This is a genomic window from Pseudomonas sp. W15Feb34 (assembly GCF_023127765.1).
Lineage (GTDB): Bacteria > Pseudomonadota > Gammaproteobacteria > Pseudomonadales > Pseudomonadaceae > Aquipseudomonas > Aquipseudomonas synxantha_A.
Genome location: NZ_SPKN01000019.1, coordinates 35,313 through 53,124 on the forward strand (window position 1 = coordinate 35,313; position 17,812 = coordinate 53,124).

Annotated in this window: 17 protein-coding genes; 7 read left to right on the top strand and 10 right to left on the bottom strand. The window is 59.8% G+C overall.

Going from position 1 to position 17,812, the window contains the following annotated elements; translation table 11 throughout:
• Window positions 1-102: 102 nt before the first annotated feature.
• The gene (locus E4O97_RS08275; RefSeq protein ID WP_248161124.1) at window positions 103-2,169 is read right to left on the bottom strand and encodes an AsmA family protein; all 2,067 of its coding nucleotides are present in this window, start codon (window positions 2,167-2,169) and stop codon (window positions 103-105) included.
• A gap of 358 nt (window positions 2,170-2,527) precedes the next feature.
• On the opposite strand from E4O97_RS08275, the gene E4O97_RS08280 reads away from it, so the two are divergent.
• Together E4O97_RS08280 and E4O97_RS08285 are read left to right on the top strand one after the other, a co-directional pair.
• Complete coding sequence (locus E4O97_RS08280; RefSeq protein ID WP_005784302.1) at window positions 2,528-2,848, top strand: hypothetical protein; 321 nt, start codon at window positions 2,528-2,530, stop codon at window positions 2,846-2,848.
• A 151-nt stretch (window positions 2,849-2,999) separates the two neighbouring features.
• The gene (locus E4O97_RS08285) at window positions 3,000-3,632 is read left to right on the top strand and encodes a TetR family transcriptional regulator (RefSeq protein ID WP_005784300.1); all 633 of its coding nucleotides are present in this window, start codon (window positions 3,000-3,002) and stop codon (window positions 3,630-3,632) included.
• Between the two features lie 4 nt (window positions 3,633-3,636).
• Here E4O97_RS08285 and E4O97_RS08290 read toward each other — a convergent pair whose 3' ends face one another.
• A complete protein-coding gene (locus tag E4O97_RS08290; protein ID WP_248161125.1) occupies window positions 3,637-4,134 on the bottom strand; it encodes a C40 family peptidase in 498 nt (165 codons plus the stop codon).
• A 337-nt stretch (window positions 4,135-4,471) separates the two neighbouring features.
• Between E4O97_RS08290 and ureE the strand changes: the two genes are divergently transcribed.
• The 5 genes from ureE (at window position 4,472) to E4O97_RS08315 (ending at window position 8,160) form a co-directional block, all read left to right on the top strand.
• The gene (ureE, locus tag E4O97_RS08295) at window positions 4,472-4,972 is read left to right on the top strand and encodes an urease accessory protein UreE (protein WP_005784297.1); all 501 of its coding nucleotides are present in this window, start codon (window positions 4,472-4,474) and stop codon (window positions 4,970-4,972) included.
• Window positions 4,969-5,643: an urease accessory protein UreF gene (locus E4O97_RS08300; protein WP_248161126.1), complete on the top strand. Its 675-nt coding sequence runs from the start codon at window positions 4,969-4,971 to the stop codon at window positions 5,641-5,643. The genes ureE and E4O97_RS08300 overlap by 4 nt, the downstream gene beginning before the upstream one ends.
• A 24-nt stretch (window positions 5,644-5,667) precedes the next feature.
• Window positions 5,668-6,282 (top strand): urease accessory protein UreG, encoded by a 615-nt coding sequence (gene ureG, locus E4O97_RS08305; protein WP_005784294.1) that lies wholly within the window; start codon window positions 5,668-5,670, stop codon window positions 6,280-6,282.
• Window positions 6,283-6,304: 22 nt separating this feature from the next.
• Window positions 6,305-6,877, top strand: coding sequence for a HupE/UreJ family protein (locus tag E4O97_RS08310; RefSeq protein WP_032878162.1), 573 nt, complete (start codon window positions 6,305-6,307; stop codon window positions 6,875-6,877).
• A 173-nt stretch (window positions 6,878-7,050) separates the two neighbouring features.
• Window positions 7,051-8,160, top strand: a complete 1,110-nt coding sequence (locus E4O97_RS08315) for an AGE family epimerase/isomerase (RefSeq protein ID WP_248161127.1) — start codon at window positions 7,051-7,053, stop codon at window positions 8,158-8,160.
• Window positions 8,161-8,279: 119 nt separating this feature from the next.
• On the opposite strand, the gene E4O97_RS08320 is transcribed toward E4O97_RS08315, so the two are convergent.
• From E4O97_RS08320 to E4O97_RS08355, 8 genes are all read right to left on the bottom strand, one after another.
• Complete coding sequence (locus E4O97_RS08320) at window positions 8,280-9,185, bottom strand: cation diffusion facilitator family transporter (protein ID WP_005784289.1); 906 nt, start codon at window positions 9,183-9,185, stop codon at window positions 8,280-8,282.
• Window positions 9,186-9,369: 184 nt separating this feature from the next.
• Complete coding sequence (locus E4O97_RS08325; protein WP_032878165.1) at window positions 9,370-10,134, bottom strand: SDR family oxidoreductase; 765 nt, start codon at window positions 10,132-10,134, stop codon at window positions 9,370-9,372.
• An 824-nt stretch (window positions 10,135-10,958) separates the two neighbouring features.
• Complete coding sequence (locus E4O97_RS08330) at window positions 10,959-11,675, bottom strand: ABC transporter ATP-binding protein (RefSeq protein WP_005784287.1); 717 nt, start codon at window positions 11,673-11,675, stop codon at window positions 10,959-10,961.
• Window positions 11,672-12,547: an ATP-binding cassette domain-containing protein gene (locus E4O97_RS08335; protein WP_005784285.1), complete on the bottom strand. Its 876-nt coding sequence runs from the start codon at window positions 12,545-12,547 to the stop codon at window positions 11,672-11,674. The genes E4O97_RS08330 and E4O97_RS08335 overlap by 4 nt, the downstream gene beginning before the upstream one ends.
• The gene (livM, locus tag E4O97_RS08340; RefSeq protein WP_005784284.1) at window positions 12,544-13,821 is read right to left on the bottom strand and encodes a high-affinity branched-chain amino acid ABC transporter permease LivM; all 1,278 of its coding nucleotides are present in this window, start codon (window positions 13,819-13,821) and stop codon (window positions 12,544-12,546) included. The genes E4O97_RS08335 and livM overlap by 4 nt, the downstream gene beginning before the upstream one ends.
• A 2-nt stretch (window positions 13,822-13,823) precedes the next feature.
• Window positions 13,824-14,738, bottom strand: coding sequence for a branched-chain amino acid ABC transporter permease (locus E4O97_RS08345; RefSeq protein WP_003188099.1), 915 nt, complete (start codon window positions 14,736-14,738; stop codon window positions 13,824-13,826).
• 201 nt (window positions 14,739-14,939) lie between these two features.
• Window positions 14,940-16,076, bottom strand: a complete 1,137-nt coding sequence (locus tag E4O97_RS08350; RefSeq protein ID WP_078820153.1) for a branched-chain amino acid ABC transporter substrate-binding protein — start codon at window positions 16,074-16,076, stop codon at window positions 14,940-14,942.
• A gap of 374 nt (window positions 16,077-16,450) precedes the next feature.
• Window positions 16,451-17,734, bottom strand: a complete 1,284-nt coding sequence (locus tag E4O97_RS08355; RefSeq protein ID WP_032878169.1) for an FAD-binding oxidoreductase — start codon at window positions 17,732-17,734, stop codon at window positions 16,451-16,453.
• Between the last annotated feature and the right edge of the window lie 78 nt (window positions 17,735-17,812).

A 17,812-nucleotide genomic window follows, 5' to 3' on the forward strand; every position in this document is an offset into this window, starting at 1 on the left:
GGGGCTTGCTCCCGATAGCGGTGGTTCAGTACCCGATGTACTGACTGACACACTGCAATCGGGAGCAAGCCCCCTCCCACATTTGCTTTGCGGTTCCTACAGTTACTTCACGGTTTTCGGTGCCTTGCCTTCCTTCATCTGCTGCAGCAACGGTGCGCACTCATTGGGCTCTCCGCCACTTGGAGCGACCAAGGCGAGCAAGCCGGCGGCTGGCCCGGCGATAACGCCCAGGGCGACCATGCCTGCACCACGTAGCGCCAGCGGAATGGCTTTCACGCCAGCATTGGGCTTGATGAACGGTCCATTGACGTACAGCGGCGAACGCAGCGAGAACAGACGAAAGCCCTTGGACTCCGGCGTAATGGTCAGGTCCAGTTGCTCGGTAGCCATATTGGCCGTGCCGTCGATGTAGATGATGGCGTTCTCGGTATCGAACACAAACAACCGCGTGGTCGCCAGGCCCGTCTTGATGCCGAAGTCCGCCGCTGCGCAGTTGATCTTCACTTCCTCGTCGCCGAACAGGCGCCCCACGACGTAGTTGCCCACGTTGAGCCCGGCGATTTCCATCAGGCTGCGGCTGATGGCGCCATCGTTGATCAGCATCTTCAGGTCGCCGTTGGAGGTTCCCAGCAGTGCCGCCACCGAGTTGCCGCGCCCGGAAATATCGGCATCGCCGTTGAGTTCGCCGAAGCTGGTTTTCATCGGCTCAAAGGTCGGGAACAGTTGCTTGAGCTTGAAGTTGCGTGCCGTCAGCTTGGCGCTGCCTTCCATCGGCGTAATGCGGCCATTCAAGCGAATCTGCGCATCGAGCTTGCCGCCGGCCACGCCGAAACGCAGGGGTTCGAGGCTCAGTTGGCCGTCGTTGAGCACCAGGTGCGTATACAGATCGGTGAAGGGCAAGTCGGCACTGTGCACGATGCGCTTGCCGGTGAATTCCACGTCGGCATCCATCTCGCGCCAGCGCTCGGTGCGGAACTCTTCAACCGGCAGCACTTTGGTCGCCGGTTGTTTGCTTTCACCGCCACGAGCTTTTTGCTCGGCGTTGGAATCCGCGCCAATCAGAGGCGCCAGGTCATCCATCAGCAGTTGGTTGGACACCAGCGCGCCGCTGAGCTTGGGCCGTGGCTGGCTGGCGACATAGGCCAGGTCGCCATGGATGTCGCTGTTGCCGATCTTGCCGTTGAAGTTCTCGTAGCGGAATGAGGCGCCGCTGGTTTCATGCAGCTTGGCGATCAAATGGCCGTCGGTTGAATAGGCCGGCGAATCCGGCAAGGTCACACCAGTCAACGGGTAAAGGTTACCCAGGCTGCTGCCCGAGAGTTTCAGGCGCAGGTCCAGGGCACCGAGGTTAAGCGGGTCGGTCAAGGTGCCGGCCAGGGCGATGCTGGTGTCGGCGACTTTCACCTGGGCTTGCAGCGGGAACGGCTTGGCCGCGTCCTGCAAGGCCAGCAGACCGCCGATCTTGCCGGTGCCGGCGAGCTTCTGGCCGTGATATTGGCCTTTGACCTTGAGGCCGAACGCGTAGTCCTGAGGCGCCGAGCCTTTTTCCAGCGCCTTCTTGGCATCGGCGTCCCCGACAATTTCACCAAACGGGATGGGTTTGCCCAAGGGGTCGATGATCACATCCAACTGAGTCTTGAGGGTTTGATCGTCGAGGGTCACATGGCCCTTGTCAAAGCCGATGGCGCCGATATCCACCACCCAGTTGGAGGGCTCGGCGTCGGGGTCCTTGGGATCGAACTTGAACGTCCAGTTGGCGCGGCCGTCGGCCAGGCGCTGCAACTGGGCACTGGGTTCGGTGAGGTCAATGCGCGGGATCACCACGCGCTGCACCAGCAAAGCCAGGGGTGAAATACGCAGCTCGACCTTCTTGAGCGTGACCATCTGCGGTTGTTTCGACCAATCCGGGTTGCCCAGGGTCAGGTCTTCGGCGATCACATGGGGCCACGGCACCCAGGCACGCCAGCCGCCCTCATCGGGCTCGCGCTGCCACACCACCGCGAGGTTGCCGTTGATGGCGAACGGGCGATGCAGTTCTTCGGATACCTTGGCGTTGAGAGGCGGCTTGATGCGGTTCCAGTCGAAGAACACCAGCACAAGTACCGCTATGGCAATTAACAGAACGAAGCTGGCGCAGCTCCAAGCGACGATTTTACGAGTGCGCGTCATTGCACAGGGCTCCTGAATACGACTGGCTGGGCAACAGCCTTTGACACAGCTTATAGAACTACGACTGGCAAAGTGCCGGAGGGTTTAACCCAACGGCGGATTTAGCCGAAAAAAAACGATTTTCCTGATCAAGCAGACAGATTTCATCATCGACAGCGCACCATTGTTACCCAGGTTCGTGTCGAAAATACCCACTGCGGTGCAAAACCGCGTGCTTGAGAGGCTCGATCTAGAGCCTTTGCGGGGAACAATCAATTCTGTTGATTATTACCATTGTGTTTATGAACTTTTATATCGACTTATCAAGAGTAGCATTAGCCCCGTACCCACTTTATCGCCCTCCCAAGGAGCAACCATCATGAAACGCCAATTACTCGCTACCGTCCTGTTATCTGTCCTGGCTTCCAGCGCTTTCGCCCTGCCAGCCGCCGAACAGGCCACTCCACAGAACAAAGCTCAAGCCATGCAGACTAGCCAAACCGTGGCGCGTAGCGGTTCGCAAGAAGACGAAAACCGTGACTACGCCAAAGGTGCTGTCGCTGAAAATGGCTACAATCGCCTGCAAGAGAAAGGTCTGGTAGAAGGCGGTGCTGAACAAGCCAACAAACGCGCCTACACCGAAGGCGTTGCTGAAGGTGGTGCCGACCGTCTGCAAGAACTGCATCAAGCACAGAGCTAAGCCCGTGGTGGCCCAGAAAAAAGCCCGATCAGCCGATCGGGCTTTTGCTTTTATATAGACCGCGTCACGCCTCGCCCCCGCCAAGTTCGACGCCGGCAAAGCGCTTTTGCTAGAGTGCGTCGCTGTACTTGCCGACAAAGCCCATCCGCTCATGCTGCCCCGCGCCGAACAGAAGCAACAGACACGCCTTGCCTTGATGGACGCAGCCCGCCATCTGATGGAGTGTGGCCGTGGGTTTGGCAGCCTGAGCCTGCGCGAAGTGGCCAAGACAGCGGGTATAGTGCCAACTGGTTTCTATCGCCATTTTGCCGACATGGACCAGCTTGGGCTGGTATTGGTCAGCGAAGTCGGCCAGACCTTCCGCGCCACGATCCGCCTGGTGCGCCACAACGAATTCGTGATGGGGGGCATTATCGATGCCTCTGTGCGGATCTTTCTCGACGTAGTTTCGGCCAACCGTTCGCAATTCCTGTTTTTGGCCCGCGAACAGTACGGCGGCTGCCTGGCCGTGCGCCAAGCCATCGGCGCCCTGCGCGAGGACATCACCCGCGACCTGGCCGCCGACCTGACGTTGATGCCAAAATTGCAGCATCTGGATGCAGAAGGTTTACATGTGATGGCCGACCTGATCGTCAAAAGCGTGTTTGCCACCCTGCCCGATATCATCGACCCACCGGCCCATGCCCTGCCAGCCCACCTCACGCCCCAGGCGAAAATCACCCAGCAACTGCGCTTTATCTTTATCGGCCTCAAGCACTGGCAAGGGCTGGGCAGTACCGAGTAATCCCTCAGCCAGCCTTGTGAAAACGCTTGGCCGTTGTGTAGTTCTTGCTCCAGTACTTATTGCTCAACGAATCGATACGCACATGCTTGCCGGTACGCGGTGAATGGATGAACTTGCCTTCGCCGATATACAGCCCGACGTGACTCACCCGCCCTCGCCCATTGCCTTTGAAAAATACGGCATCGCCCGGTTTTAACGCTTTTCGCTTGATGGTTGAAGCGGTTGAACGGTGCATCGCCGCAGTGGTGCGCGGCAGCTGAATGTTGGCTTCGGTCTTGAACAGATAGACCAGGAAACTGCTGCAATCAAACCCCTGCTCGGCAGACGTACCGCCCCACTTGTAGGGAGTGCCGAGCAGTTGATGGGCGCGGTCGATCACATCGTCGACCGAAGACGCCGCATGGCTTGAAGCGAAAGTCGGCGGCTGTTGAAGATTGGCCGAGGCTGACGAGATAACACACGACAGGCCGACAATGACTGAACAAATAAATGACTTGAACATGATGAACATCGCGGTGAATTAAACACGGCGCGAATGTTAAAGAACCATCACGTAAGCCCACGAAGGCCGATTCTCGGGTCTTTGTAGGATAAATCCTTAAAAACGCAACGGATAATTGGATGAAAGAAATTTCATGCAGCACCAGGCTTCTTTCAGGGAAAACGCCCTTTTCCAGTGCTATAACCGCTCATGTGCACCAAATTTGAACGATCTATACAACCCGTGGATGCCCTATCCATGCGCAACCACCTGCACTGACAGGAAACTCCTACGCCAATAGCAGGTTGGCAAGCCCCTTGCTCTAGCACTGCTATCGCTCATAGCTGGAAGCCTACCGATGCTGGTGATCCACCGCCGAATCGCCCCCCAAGCCCTCTGGGCCGCTGAGTTGCTGCTGAACTTCGAAGCCCGCAGCAAAAGCCGCCTGCGCTGTTTCAGTGCCGACGGTGAAGACGTCGGCCTGTTTTTGGAGCGTGGACAGCCGCCCTTGCACGATGGCGAGTTCCTACAAGCTGAAGACGGACGTGTCGTACGCGTTTGCGCCCGCCCTGAACAACTGCTGCACGTCACTTGCCGCAACGCCTTTGAACTGACCCGCGCTGCCTATCACCTGGGTAACCGCCATGTGGCCCTGCAAGTCGGCGACGGCTGGCTGCGCCTGCTCGACGACTACGTGCTCAAGGCGATGCTGGAACAGTTGGGCGCCGACACGCAAACCATCGAGGCGCCGTTCCAGCCGGAACATGGCGCCTACGGCGGCGGCCATCATCATTCGCGCCATGGCGACGAAGACTTCAACTACCCGCCCAAGCTGCACCAGTTCGGCGTACGTCTATGAACCCAGCCTGGGCGCTGTTGCGCCTGGCCAGTCCGCAGTTGCCGATTGGCGGCTACAGCTATTCCCAGGGCCTGGAAATGGCTGTGGACAACGGCCGCGTACAGGATGCCGCGAGCGCAGGGCGCTGGATCAGCGATCAGTTGCTGCTCAACCTTGCGCGCTTCGAAGCGCCGCTGTTGCTCAGCCATTGCCGCGCTGCCGCTGAACAGGACTGGCCTGGGCTGGCGCAATTGTGCGAAGAACACCGCGCCAGCCGTGAGACCCGCGAGCTGTATCAGGAGAGCCGGCAAATGGGTTACTCCCTGCAGCAACTGCTCAATGGCTTACCGGAACTGGACAGCGCCGCCCGTGAGTTCCTTGCACAACGCGGCGAACCGCACCTGGCTCTTGGCTGGGCCCTGGCCGCCCGCGCCTGGCACATCAGCCCCGACGATGCTCTCGCCGCATGGCTGTGGAGCTGGCTGGAGAACCAATTGGCCGTGCTGATGAAAACCCTGCCACTGGGCCAGCAAGCCGCGCAACGCCTGACCAGCGAACTGCTGCCCTTGCTACAGCAAGCCCAGCAGGACGCCGAGCGCATTGACCCTGCGCGGTTGGGCAGCGCCGCCTTTGGCCTGTCCCTGGCGTGCATGGCCCACGAACGCCAGTACAGCCGCCTGTTTCGTTCCTGAACGTTTTTTATTGTGGAGAAGCACATGAACACACAACCCCTGCGCGTCGGAATCGGCGGCCCGGTGGGCTCCGGCAAGACCGCCCTGACCCTGGCCCTGTGCCTCGCGCTGCGTGATCGCTATAACCTGGCGGTGGTCACCAACGACATCTATACCCGCGAAGACGCCGACTTTCTGGTACGTAACAAGGCACTGGCGCCGGAGCGCATCATCGGCGTGGAGACCGGCGGCTGCCCGCACACGGCGATTCGCGAAGATGCTTCGATCAACCTTGAGGCCGTGGACCAGCTCAACCGCCGCTTTCCCGGCCTGGACCTGATCCTGGTGGAGTCCGGCGGCGACAACCTGTCGGCCACCTTCAGCCCGGAACTCTCAGACCTGACCATTTATGTGATCGATGTGTCCGCTGGTGACAAGCTGCCACGCAAAGGCGGGCCCGGTATTTGCAAATCCGACTTGCTGGTGATCAACAAGATCGACCTGGCCCCGCTGGTGGGCGCCTCGCTGGAGTTGATGAACAGCGACACCCAGCGGATGCGCAACGGCAAACCCTTTGTGTTCAGCAACCAGAAAACCGGAGTCGGCCTGGACGACATCGTCGCCTTCATCGAACGCCAGGGCTTGCTGACCGCCGCCTGATCAACCCATAAGGAACCTGTCCATGAGCCTCAACAAACTCTTCGCCGCTGCCGCGCTGCTGCTGGCCCCTGCCCTGGCCTTCGCGCACCCTGGCCACGGCGACAATGGCCTGGTGGCCGGCATCAGCCATCCCTTGGGCGGCCTCGATCACTTGCTGGCCATGGTTGCGGTCGGCCTGTGGGCGGCCCAACAGAAAGGCGTCGCGCGCTGGGCACTGCCATGCACCTTCGTGGGCACCATGCTGATCGGCGGGGTGTTGGGTTTTGAAGGGCTGCAATTGCCGGCGCTGGAAAGCGGGATTGCCGCTTCGGTGCTCGCCCTGGGCCTGGCCGTGGCACTGGCGGTGCGGCCGCCGCTGTTCATGGCGGTGGGTGCCACGGCATTGTTTGCGTTGTTTCACGGCGTGGCCCATGGCCTTGAACTGCCGGACATGACCAGCCCTTGGGCGTATGCCATTGGGTTTGTGGGTGCGACCGCGGCGTTGCATGCCGCCGGTTATGCAGTGGTGCGCTTTTTGCCAGCGGCTGCAGCACCCTTGGTGCGGGTGGCCGGGGCGGCTTCGGCAGCGACCGGGGTGTGGTTGTTGGCGGGCTGATCGTCAGCGACTGCAAGGACCTCATCGCAGGCAAGCCAGCTCCCACATTTGAGAGGGTTCACACTTCAAAAATGTGGGAGCGGGTTTGCCCGCGATAGTGCCAGTACAAACACCACCGATCCCAAGCCTGCTACCATGCGCGGCAAACACCCCTGCCGTGACGACGCCAGCCAATGCCCATCGCTTCCCCCTCTTCCCTGACGCCTGTGCTCACGCACTTCCATGACCTGATCGTGCCCCTCTGGCAAGGTCCGGGTTGGAATGCCGACCTCGCACTGCCCTTTGAGGCACTGGATGCCGATCATCAACCATTGCCCCCACAACGCTATCGCGCCATGGCGTGCGCCCGGCAGCTGTACCTGTTCGCCAGCCTGATCGGCGAGCCAGGTGCGGCCTTTGCCGATGAACGGGCGGCGGCGCTGTTCCGCTCCCTGCAGCGGCACTTCCATGATGCCGAGCACGGCGGCTGGTTCTACAGCATCGACCCGGCCGGCCAACCCCTGGACAAGCGCAAGGACCTCTACACCCACGCGTTCATCATCTTTGCCTGTGCCCATTACTGGGCCAAGGTGCGTGAACCCTTGGTGGAGTCGGTGCTCAACGCCGCACTGGAAGTTGTCGCTCAACGCTTTGCCACGGGCGATGGCTTGTATGAGGCGGTACTTGAGCGCAACTGGGCCTCGCTCAAATCCGGCCCGTTGCAAAACCCGCTGATGCACTTGGCCGAGGGCTTCCTCGCCACCCTCGCGGTACGCGAGGACGCGCAGGTACAAGCGGCACTGCTGGCACTGGCGACGGCCATGCAGCAACGCTTCATCGACCGCGAGCACGGCGTGATGCTGGAGAAACCGCTGGGCGCTGTGGATAACTGGTTTGAGCCAGGGCACCAGTTCGAATGGTTCTTTTTGCTGGAATCCTCAGAGGTGCTGCGCGGCACGCCGCTGCATGCATCACTGACACGGGCGTTTGCCTATGCCGAGCAAAAGGGTGTGGATAAGTTAAGCGGTGCGGTCAGTGGCATGTTGGCACTCGATGGCACGGTGCGCGACGGCACTCAGCGCATCTGGGCCCAGGCGGAATACCTGCGAGCACTGACCTTGCGTCCCGGCAGCGAGACGGTGCTGCAACGTCAATTGCTGGCGCTGCAACAGCGTTTTCTGCATGCAAAGGGCTGGCATGAATGCCTGGATGCCGACGGTAAGGTGAGCCGGCGGGATATGCCTTCTACCACGCCCTATCACTTGGCGACTTGCTACCAGGGTTTGATCAAGCAGTTTGGGTAACCCTCAGGGCCTCATCGGGGGCAAGCCCCCTCCCACACTTGTCCGCGTTTTCATGTTGAAAATCGTCCTGATGTGGGAGGGGGCTTGCTCCCGATAGCCTCACCTCGGTCTGACTGACCTCACGCAATCCACTTGCGATCCCCGGTAAAACTGATCGTCAACCAACGCGCCGCATCCGGCGTGCCCAGCCCTGTGGATATCTCTTCGCGCAACCTGTCGAGGGTCGCGACCTTATCCACTGGGTAATCGGCCGGCAGCACTACATGAATCTCGATAAACCGCGCCCGCCCGTGCTTCTGCACATAGGACACGTAGTCATCGAAACCATGCCTGGCCTGCGCCGCATCCATCACTTCGCGTACTTTATCGTCCAGGTGATCCGGCGCGATCCCCAGCACTTCACGCAACGCCGGGCGCAGGATCTTGAACGCTGGCGCCAGCATACTCAGGGCCAACAGGATCAAAATCAGCGGGTCGACGTACACCGCCCATTCGCCATAGCCCTGGGACTTGAGCAGCAGTGCGGCAAGGAAGCTGATCAGCAAGCCCACCGACAGCATTGCGTCCACCAGCCAACTGATGTTGTCGAACTGGATCAGCGACGATTTAAGCGTGCGGTTGCGGTAGCGCACATAAAAGAAGTAGGCGAACTCCACGACGGTAAACACCGCCGCATAAATGATCACCAGCCCCAACTCGATCTCGCGCCCGCCGTTGATGATGCCGAACACACCATTGAGGAACGCGTAGATGGCGATCAGCAGCAGGAAGCTGCCTTCGATCAACAGCACCATCGGTTCCAGGTGCCAATAGCCGAACTGGAAGCGCTCGTTGCTTTTCTTGGCGATCAGCTTGGCCGTGATCAGCATCAGCACCTTGATGGCGGTGGCGATCAGCGAGAAAAAGCCGTCGAATAAAATGGATTGGGCGCCGGATATGACACCCGTGACAATCCCGGCGATCGCCACGGCGAACATCAGGATGGTCGATTGTTTGAGCAGTGCCTGCTCACCTCGGTTACTCACATTTCCTCCTGTCAAAACCTTTAAACCGCACAGTGCGGAGGGTTTTCAGGAGCGGAGTGTACCTTATGGCCTGTTTTTGGCCGATTTACCGCTATCGGGGCAAGCCCCCTCCCACACTTGATCTGCGAACCCGATCAATGTGGGAGGGGGCTTGCCCCCGATGCAGGCGACGCGGTCTAAGGCCCTATTTGGCCCCCCGCTCAATCGCAAACCCAGCCCAGGTCTGGCTCACAGGCATCAGCTCCAACCGGTTGATATTCACGTGCGCCGGCGTATTCATCACCCAGAAAATCGTATCGGCAATATCCTGCGGCTGGATCGGCTCGGCACCTGCGTAGGTGGCGTCATAACGCGCCTGGTCACCGCCAAAGCGCACCAGCGAGAACTCGCTCTCGCAAAGGCCCGGCTCGATGTTGGTCACACGCACGCCAGTGCCTTGCAGGTCGCAACGCAGGTTCAGCGAGAACTGCTTCACGAACGCCTTGGAGCCGCCATACACATGGCTGCCGGGGTACGGGTAGTTACCGGCGATGGAACCCAGGTTGATGATCCCCGCACCCCGGCCATGAGCAATCAGGCGCGGCAGCAGCAGGTTGGTAGTGGTCAGCAGGCCCTTGATATTGGTGTCGACCATGGTTTCCCAGTCGTCGAGGTCGCACTTGGGGGCCGGATCAGTGCCCACGGCCAGGCCAGCGTTGTTGATCAGGCCACGCAGTTTGGCGAACGACGGCGGCAAGTTGGCGATGGCCTCCTCCATGCCTTTGCGATCGCGCACATCCACCACCAGGCCATGCACTTCGGTCTGCCTGGAAAGTTCTTCGACCAAGGCATTCAAGCGCTCGGCACGACGACCGGTGAGCACCAGTTTCCAGCCGGCTTCGGCAAAACGACGGGCACAGGCCTCGCCGAAACCTGAAGTAGCGCCAGTAATGAATAGCGTGTCGGACATGGTGTTCTCCTTGAGTGCATCGGGGAAAAAAGTTGCCAGCAGAATGCCCTTCCGCCGCGGCTGCGGCAACCGCTACGCACGTAACTTCACACGCAACTGTGCGTTTTTTAACCACCCCAAGCAAAGCCTTATAAAACGTGGCCTGCAGCCATATGCGCGCAGGTTATCCACAACTGCGCCCACAGTCTTTGGGGGCAAGTGCACATCGCTCGAAGCCACTGTGTACAAGGCTTGCAGGCGTTTTTAGAAAGTTTTTTGCTTGACCTTGGCTGGGGCGTATGTAGCCCCTGAAAAATTCGGAAAAACGCAACGATGGCTTCAGGCCAGTCATTCCGGCCCCTGCGGGCGTCTTTCCAGAGTTTAGTCACAGACTTATCCACAGGCTGGATGGACATATTCCGGTCATATACCTGTGTCTTTAAACAGGTTGACAAAGCCGGTAGAGGGTCGAGAAAAAGCCGCCGATCAAAAAACAACCACAACGCTACAGGCCCCGTATTCAAAGGCTTTCAGCCAAGTACACCCACGTTACCCACAGCCGGTTCCACAGTGGATGGGGACAAGTCAAAACTGTGACAAAACAGGGATTTGCGGCGGCTATATGTCGCGCTTTGGAGGTGGGCTGGATTTGTTTTCCACAATTTGGTGGAGGGCTTGTTGACACCGCAAAAACAAATGTGGGAACCGGGCCTTGGGTGGGAGCTGGCTTGCCTGCGATGCAGCCACCTCGGTATGCCAGCTAAACCGAGGTGATGCTATCGCGGGCAAGCCCGGCTCCCACATAAGGCCAGGTTCCCACAGGGGTGATGTGTCTGGACTTGAGGTCAGTGACCGCCCAGGTAGGCGTTGCGCACTTCCTCGTTCACCAGCAGCTCTTTACCGGTGCCCGTCAGGCGAATCTCGCCATTGACCATCACATACGCCCGATCCGACAAGCGCAGCGCATGGTTGGCGTTCTGCTCCACCAGGAAGATGGTCATCCCGGTAGACGCCAGCTCGCGCAGGGTAGAAAAGATCTGCTTCACCACAATCGGCGCCAGTCCCAGGCTTGGCTCGTCGAGCAGCAACAGTTTGGGCCGGCTCATCAGCGCACGAGCGATGGCGAGCATTTGCTGCTCGCCGCCGGACATGGTCATGGCGCGCTGGTTACGCCGCTCCTTGAGCCTGGGGAACAGCTCGAACATGCGTTGCATATCCTCGCTGGCAAACTTGTCGCCAATGGGGATGGTGCCCATCAGCAGGTTTTCCTCGACGGTCATGTCGGGGAACACCCGCCGCCCTTCCGGCGACTGCGCAATGCCGTTGGAGGCGATGTAGTGGGACGACTTGTGGGTAATGTCGACGCCGTTGTACAGAATCTGCCCCGACTCGGCCCGAGGCTGGCCGAAGATCGACATCAGCAGCGTGGACTTTCCCGCGCCGTTGGAGCCGATCAGGCTGACGGTTTCGCCTTCGTTGATGTGCAGCGAGACTTTCTTCAACGCCTGGATCGGGCCGTAGAACACGTCCAGGTCCTTCATTTCGAGGATAGGTGCGCTCATACCAACTCCTCTTCGTCCGCGCCCAGGTAGGCGGCGATCACTTTCGGGTCGTTGCGGATCGCGTCGGGGCCGCCTTCGGCGATCACGTTGCCGTGGTCCAGCACCACAATGTGGTCGGAAATACTCATCACCATGCCCATGTCGTGTTCGATCAGCACCACCGTGAGGTCGTGTTCGTCGCGCAGCAGGCGAATCATCGCGCTGAGGGCTTCGGTTTCCTGAGGGTTGAGGCCCGCTGCCGGTTCGTCCAGGCAGATGATCTGCGGCCGCGTGCACATGGCGCGGGCGATTTCCAGGCGGCGCTGCTGGCCATAGGAGAGCTCGCCAGCCAGGCGGTTGGCGCAGTCCACCAGGTCCACAACCTCCAGCCAGTAGAACGCACAGTCCAGGGCATCACTTTCAGCCTTGCGGTAGCCCTTGGTATTGAGGATGCCCGCGAGCATGTTGCGGTTGACCCACATGTGCTGGGCCACCAGCAGGTTTTCCAGCACCGACATTTCCTTGAACAGGCGAATGTTCTGGAACGTCCGCGCCAGGCCGGCGCGGTTCACCAGGTGGGTGCCGCCGAACATCTTGTAGTACACGCGGCTGAGGAAGCTTTTGGGCGATACGAAGTCGGTGGCCTCAAAGCGCTCACCCAACAACTGGATGACGTTGGTTTGCTTGCCGCGCACGTTGAGTTCGATCTTGCCGCCGCTGGCTTTGTAAAAGCCGGTGAGGCAGTTGAACACCGTAGTTTTGCCGGCGCCATTGGGGCCGATCAGGGCAAATATCGAGTTGCGTTCGACCTTGAGGCTGACATCGCTCAGGGCCTTGATGCCACCGAAGTGCATCATCAGGTGTTCGACAGATAGCACGACTTCCTTGCTCATGGCGCTACCCCCTTGCGTGGCGTCACACCGGTGCGGCTGATCCGAATCAAGCCACGCGGTCTCCAGATCATCATCACCACCATCAACACGCCAAACAGCAGCACACGGTATTCGGAGAAGCTGCGCAGCAATTCAGGCGCCACGGTCAGCACGAATGCCGCAATCACCACGCCCACCGTCGAGCCCATGCCGCCCAACACCACGATGGCCAGGATCAACGCCGACTCGAAGAAGGTAAACGACGACGGATTGACGAAGCCCTGGTAACTGGCAAAAAACACACCCGCCAATCCGGCAGTGGAAGCCCCAATGGTGAACGCCGAGAGCTTGACCAATACGTGATTCAGGCCCATGGAACGACAGGCGATTTCATCTTCACGCAAGGCTTCCCAGGCGCGACCGACCGGCATACGCGTGAGGCGATGCTTGATGTACAGCACGGCCAGCACCACCAGAAACAGCACGATGTAGATGAACATGAACTTGATGTTGGGGTTGTAATCGATGCCGAAGAACTCGTGAAACGGGATGCCGCCATCCTTTGCACGCTTGCCGAACTCCAGGCCCAGGAAGGTTGGCGAAGGCACCGGCATACCGTTGGGGCCGCCGGTGAATGACAGCCAGTTGTTGAGTACCAGGCGAATGATTTCACCAAAGCCCAGGGTCACGATGGCCAGGTAGTCACCGTGCATTCGCAGCACCGGGAAGCCGAGTATGCACCCCGCCAGCGCCGCCGCGATTGCCGCCAGCGGCAGCACCGTCCAGAACCCCAGGCCGAGGTATTGATAACCCAGCGCCAGGCCGTAGGCACCGATGGCATAGAACGCCACGTAACCCAGGTCGAGCAGGCCGGCCAGGCCCACCACGATGTTCAGGCCCAGGCCGAGCAACACGTAGATCAGCCCGAGAATCACCACGGTCAGCAGGTATTTGTTGGCGAAGATCGGGAACACGATGGCGATCACGATCAACGCCGGGATGATCCAGCGCAACCGCGATTTGTAGTCCGGTGGCAGCACGTGCACACCCGAGCCGCTGCTTTCAAAACCCTGCAGAATCTTCACGCCCTTGGGGGTTTGCAGGAACAGGCTGAGGGCAAAGCGTCCGGCCATCACAATGGCGACCAACGTGGCAACGCGCAGCGGCTCCAGGTTGAAGCTGTAGCCGTCGAGCACTACGCCGACGATGGGCCCGAACACGATCAGCGAAATCAGCCCGGCGAGGACCGTATCGACCACACTCTTCTTGATATCAATGGATTTGGCAGCAGACATGTTTACACCTTCGCCACGAGTGGGCGACCAAGCAGGCCCTGGGGACGGAAAATCAGAATCACCACCAGCAGGGAGAAACTGAACACGTCTTTGTAGTCAGAGTTGATCAACCCCGAGAACAGCGACTCGGAGATACCGAGGATGATCCCGCCTAGCATCGCCCCAGGCAGGGAGCCGATGCCGCCGAGTACCGCCGCGGTAAACGCCTTGATGCCGATGATGAAGCCGGCATAGAAGTCGAAGGTGCCGTAGTTGAGGGTGATAAGCACGCCGGCCAGGGCAGCCATGGCCGCGCCGATGACGAACACGTAGGAGATCACCCGGTCGGTGTTGATGCCCAGGATCGAGGCCATCTTGCGGTCTTGCTGGGTGGCGCGGCACATGCGACCCAGCTTGGTGTACTTGATGATGTAGGTGAGCAACGCCATGCCGGCGAATGCCGCCACGAGGATGAACACTTTGGTGTAGGTCAGTTGCACGAAGCCAGTGCCGATATCGACGCGCCAGGCGCCGGCCAGCAGGGTCGGGATACCTTGTTGCTTGGCGCCCTGGGCGATCTGTGCGTAGTTCTGCAGGATCAGCGAGATGCCGATGGCGCTGATCAGCGGAGCCAGTCGGGTGGAGTTGCGCAACGGTTTATAGGCGACCCGTTCAATGACCCAACCGTACACGCCGGTGACGACCACGGTGAAGATCAAGGTGCCGAGAATGAGCAGCGGGAAGGATTCGATGCCGAAGTAAGCCAGCAGTGCCAGACTGATCGCCGCGAGGTAAGCGGAAATCATATAAACCTCGCCGTGGGCGAAGTTGATCATGCCAATGATGCCATAGACCATTGTGTAGCCGATGGCGATCAGGCCATAGACCGACCCGAGGGTCAGGCCGTTGACCAGTTGCTGCAGGAAAATACCATCCATAACGCAATCTCACGCGGTGAGCACCTGCACACCGGTGGGTGTGCGGCGCTTCTGGAGGAAAAAACAGATCTCAATAACAACACCGTTCCCCTGTGGGAGGGGGCTTGCTCCCGATTTCGGTGGGTCAGTCATGCATGTGTTGGCTGACACTGCGCTATCGGGAGCAAGCCCCCTCCCACATTGGAACTGTGGTGCTCAGCCTTACTTCTGTTTTTCCAGCTGATGGTACTTACCGTCCTTGTCCCACTGGTAAACCACATAGTCAGAGACTTTCAGGTCACCTTTGCCGTCCCATTCCTTCTTGCCCATTACCGTCTGCACGGGGTTGGCCTTGAGCCACTTGGCCGCGTCTTCGCCCTTGTTGGACTTGGCACCGTTGAAGCCGGCGGCCAGGGCCTGGATCGAGGCGTAGGCATACAGGGTGTAGCCTTCAGGCTCGGTGCCGTTTTTGCGGAACTCTTCAACCACGGTCTTGCTGTCCGGCAACAGGCGCGGATCGGCGCCGAAGGTCATGTAGACGCCATCGACGTACTGCGCACCACCGGCGGTCGCCACCAGTTCGTCGGTCACTACGCCGTCATCGGACATGAACTTGACGTCTTTGAGGCCCGCTTCACGGATCTGGCGCACCAATGGGCCGGCCTCTGGATGCAAGCCGCCGAAGTACACGACGTCGGCGCCCAGGGAGCGGATCTTGGTGACCAGGGCGCTGAAGTCTTTCTCGCCACGGGTCAGGCCCTCTTCCAGCACCGGCTTGACACCGCGCTTGGTCAACTGGGCTGCGGTGGCGTCGGCCAGGCCTTTGCCGTAGGTGTCCTTGTCGTTGATCACCGCGACTTTCTTGCCCTTGAGCACATCGACGATGTAGTCGCCGGCGACGATGCCTTGCTGGTCGTCACGCCCGCACATACGGAACATGGCGCCCAGGCCGCGCTCGGTGACCTGTGGATTGGTGGAGCCTGGGGTGATGGCGATGATGCCGGCTTCGTCGTAGACCTCAGACGCCGGGATGGTGTTGGACGAGCAGAAGTGCCCGACCACACCGATCACCTTGTCCTGGTCCGCCAGGCGGTTGGCCACGGCCACGGCTTGCTTGGGTTCGCAGGCGTCATCGCCGGCAATCAGCTTGATCTGCTCGCCGTTGATGCCGCCGGCCTTGTTGATAACGTCGGCTGCCGCCTGGGCACCCTTCATGTACTGCTCACCGAAAGCGGCGTTGGCACCCGTCATCGGGCCCGCCACACCAATTTTCACATCAGCTTGAACAAACGTAGAAACACCCAGCGCCGCTGCAACGGCGAGGGCCAGAAAACCTTTCTTGTAAAACGTCTGGGACATGAGTGGTGCTCCGATATTTTTGATTTTTGGCACGACAACTTGCATTCAAACTTTTCACTGAAAGCTCAGAGCAAGCCGCGTGCCATTACTTTTTTATTCTTCAAAAAGACACGGTGTCATTGTTATTACAGGCGTTTCGACGCCTTTTGCCAGGACGTGCAACCGTCTAGCCCCGATAGGTGCAACCAACGAACCAAAAAAGTACAACCCCGCCAGGTCGCAGCTGCAACCAGAGGGATAAACGACAGTTCCTACACCTGTAACAACGTGCGTAACGGAACTGCACATTTACAGTGCGTGATTGCTACGCCTTGCACCAATACAGATGGGTAGCCTGCTAAGAAAACGCAGGCTTTTGAGCGGTATTTCGCTGATCAGATCACGATCCTCAGACATTGCCCGGCGTGATACAGCGAGAATCCTGCTTCATACAGGCAACTGCGCAGACCTGCACCCGCCAGTGGCTGCATCGGTGCAAAGGGGATCGGCAAGGCCTGGGGATTCTGGTGACACAGATAGTCGGCAAACGCCTTGCCGACCACACTGCCGGTGGTCACACCGCGCCCGTTATAGCCGGTGACTGCGACCAGGCCAGGGGCGGGTTCGAACAGGCGCATCAGATGGTCTGGGGTAAACGCGATGCAGCCGGTCCAGGTGTATTCCCACTGCACCGATTTGAGATACGGGAAGTAGTGCTGCTGCACCCGATCGGCCCACGCCTTGAGGAACCAGGCAGGTTTCTGGTTGCCATTGCCCAGGCTGCCAAGCAACAGACGGCCATCGGCATCGCGACGGATGCTGCTCAGTACCTGGCGCGTATCCCACGAGCCCTGGCCACCGGGGAGGATTTGCCGGGCGGCATCATCGGTCAGCGGCGCTGACGCCACCTGATAGTAATAGCCGGGGAAAAAATTGCGCCGCAACTCGGTCCATTCGCCTTCGGTGTAGGCGTTAGAGGCGATCACCACCTGAGCGGCCTGCACCGCGCCCTCGGCGGTCTGCACCGACCAATCGGCACCTTGGCGCTCAAGCTGGGTGACCGGGGAATGGTCAAACAACTGCCCGCCCAGCGCTGCGGCGGCATTCGCCAAGCCCGTGGTGTAGGCCATGGGGTTCAGGGTGCCGGCCCGTCGATCGAGCAAGGCGGCGGAGATTTTTTGGGTGCCGGTGGCTTGCTCACACGCCTGCCCGGTGAGCAATTCGACCGGCGCACCACGGCGCTTCCATTGCTCTTCACGACTGCGCAAATCCGCCTCGCCACGGGCGTTGTGGGCCATGTGCAAGGTGCCCTCGCGGCGCAATTGGCAATCGATCTTGTATTTGTCGATCAGGCTGAATACCAGGGCCGGCGCTGCGCCCAACATGCGGTTTAGCTGGCTGCCAACCGCCGTGCCAAACCCGGCTTCGATCTCATCTGGCGGGATCCACATGCCGGCATTGACCAACCCGACGTTACGCCCCGAACCGCCATGGCCGGTGCGATGCGCCTCCAGCACGGCAACGCTTTTACCCTGCTCCAGCAAATGAATGGCCGCCGACAAACCGGTGATACCGGCGCCGATCACGCAGACATCCACCTTGAGCGCGCCCCTGAGCGCGGCACGATCCGGCCGGCCGGGGGTGAGGTGTTCCCATAAACATGTTTCGCGTAGTGCCATTGCCAGACTCCGATGAGACCTAACAAACAACTTTTCAGAATTGAAAATCTGATCAAATGTGGGAGGGGGCTTGCTCCC